Raw genomic sequence first — 2,392 nt, 5'->3', positions numbered from 1 at the left:
CCACTGCCAACCAAGGCAACTAAGCCACGACGATCCGATTCAGACAACGAATGAAACGGGCCAATAATCTCAGACACAACAACACCCTCCTAAGGGAAAGTGTTGCAACGACCCTCTGAACTCAAGAAGCGTCAGAATTATCGCGTACTGAGGCGCTGTCACGGTACCAGGCCCGCAACGTGTGGTGAGATACTCCAAGCAGCTCACCGACCTCCGTGTAGGCGCGTTGCAGTGAGCAAGACTCCAGGCGGACCATTTCGATGATCTGATGGACCGCCTTCTCCTTGAACTCGACGGAATACTTTCTAGGCATAGTTCAATCCTTCCTTAGCTGAGGTAGGAACTAAACCCAGGACGCTTCACTACAACACCCGCAGACGGCACTCCTGGTGCAACCTTCTAGCCCCCAATGACTTCGAAGCACTCACATCAGCTACACTGACCCAAGCAGCATAGCTAACCCCCGACGTGTCTACTTTCCGGGGGTCAGGCCCAACCTCGTCTTTCACCCCGGTGCCGGATGGATAAACCTCGACCATGCCCCCACAGACAACACCTTCATCCGCCGACTCTTAGCCGACGAGGTAGACTCTTATACCCCCAGCACCGACATCCGGGCCTACACCCAAGGCAGAGACGCCACCTGCCGCTGGCCCGGCTGCACCGTCCCCGCCACCCGGTGTCAACTCGACCACCGCATCGAATACCACCTCGGCGGGCCTACTAGCCCAGATAATTTAGTCAACCTCTGCCAACACCACCACAACATCAAAACCGACCGCAGAATCCACTACATCCTCGACCCCATCACCGGAACCATCGCCTGGCTCCACCACGACGGTACCTACCAACTAGACCACTGAACTGACCCCCATTTGGTGGACACCTGATATCCAGCCCAGTCGAGCTGGGAAGAAAGGTAATCTACCACCATGTCCAGGTATTCCGAACAGTTCAAACGCGATGCCGTGGCCCTCTATGAGAACAACGAGGACCTCTCGTTGAACTCAGCGTCAGCCGAGCTCGGAATCAACCGAGCCTCGCTACATTCATGGGTCAAGAAGTACGGCACCGGCAAACGTGCCCGCATAAAAGCCGTGCACGATAAAGCCCAAGAGGCGAATGATTCTGAGCGAATCCGCCAGCTAGAAAAGGAAGTCTCTAAGCTGCGCGAAGAACGCGATATTCTGCGCAAGGCCGCGAAATATTTTGCCGAAGAGACACGCTGGTGATCCGCTTCCAGTTTGTCTATGACCACCGAACCGAGTACTCGGTTAAGCGGATGTGCGATGTGTTAAAGCTCAATCGTTCCTCGTTTTACAAGTGGGTGAGCACCCGCAAAAAGCGCAGGTTAAAGATATATTCTGACGGTCTTATTGGTGCAAGAATCAAGGCCATCTTCGATGATGAGCACGGGCTTTATGGTGCTAAACGCATCGCCGCAAGCCTCAAGGAAGACCCGGCGTATACCCCGGTCAACCACAAGAAGGTCGCACGAATCATGAAAACCATGGGACTAAAAGGCTTTAGCAAACGCCGTCGATGCATCACTACCAGGCGTAAGCCTGGTCACCGTGTCATGCCAGATCTAGTAGGCCGTACATTCACCGCTGACGAGCCGAACCGTGTGTATGTCGGCGACATTACCTACCTGCCGTGTAAGTGCGGAAAGAACATGTATTTGGCTACAGTCATTGATACCTATTCGCGTAAACTTGCAGGTTATGCACTCGCAGACCACATGCGTGTCTCGTTGGTCATTGATGCTCTAGCCCACGCACACGGTGTGCGTGGCAGTCTTGACGGGGCTATTTTCCATTCCGATCACGGCAGCGTGTACACCTCACAAGCGTTCAGAAACTACTGCTCGTCGCTGGGTGTACGCCAGTCCATGGGAGCGGTAGGAACGAGTGCCGATAATGCCCTAGCAGAATCGTTTAACGCCACGCTCAAGCGGGAAGTACTGCGAGAGCGGAAAGTCTTTGACAACCCAATTAGCTGTCGCCAAGAGGTCTTCCGGTGGTGCATGCGCTACAACACCCGCAGGCGCCACTCCTGGTGCAATCTTGTGGCTCCTGATGTCTTTGAAGCCGCGACTTCAGCTACACTGGCTAAAGTCGCATAGTTAACCCCCGACGTGTCCACTTTCCGGGGGTCGGGCCCCACCCCACCGGCCCACTAGCCACGCACCACACCCACTGGAACCACACCTGGGCCCAATACCTCACACACCAACAACAACGAACAGAAAGGAAGACCTCCAAATGAAGTGTCCCAGGTTTTGTTCCGTTTGAGTAGATGGGAAAATCTGGAATATGCCAAGAAAATTTGACCAGGATGCGAAGGATCGTGTGGTCCGTCTTGTAGAGGACCGCATCTTGGCGGAAAATAT

General features: G+C 54.3%; 1 protein-coding gene and 2 pseudogenes. 2 read left to right on the top strand and 1 reads right to left on the bottom strand.

Annotated features, from left to right (window positions below):
- Window positions 1–148: 148 nt before the first annotated feature.
- Window positions 149–313, bottom strand: a pseudogene (locus tag LG376_RS12570) (transposase); the annotation flags it as partial.
- A 115-nt stretch (window positions 314–428) separates the two neighbouring features.
- Here LG376_RS12570 and LG376_RS12725 point away from each other — a divergent pair.
- Together LG376_RS12725 and LG376_RS12560 are read left to right on the top strand one after the other, a co-directional pair.
- Window positions 429–722, top strand: a pseudogene (locus LG376_RS12725) (HNH endonuclease signature motif containing protein); the annotation flags it as partial.
- Between the two features lie 210 nt (window positions 723–932).
- A protein-coding gene (locus tag LG376_RS12560; protein WP_225746142.1) for an IS3 family transposase occupies window positions 933–2,125 on the top strand; the annotation gives its coding sequence in 2 pieces (ribosomal slippage) (window positions 933–1,212 and window positions 1,212–2,125; 1,194 coding nt in all).
- Window positions 2,126–2,392 lie beyond the last annotated feature (267 nt).

It is taken from the genome of Corynebacterium sp. Marseille-P4611 (genome assembly GCF_916618765.1).
GTDB classification, from domain to species: domain Bacteria; phylum Actinomycetota; class Actinomycetes; order Mycobacteriales; family Mycobacteriaceae; genus Corynebacterium; species Corynebacterium marquesiae.
The sequence above is the reverse complement of the archived record's forward strand: the minus strand, read 5'-3'. Positions and strand labels throughout refer to the sequence as shown.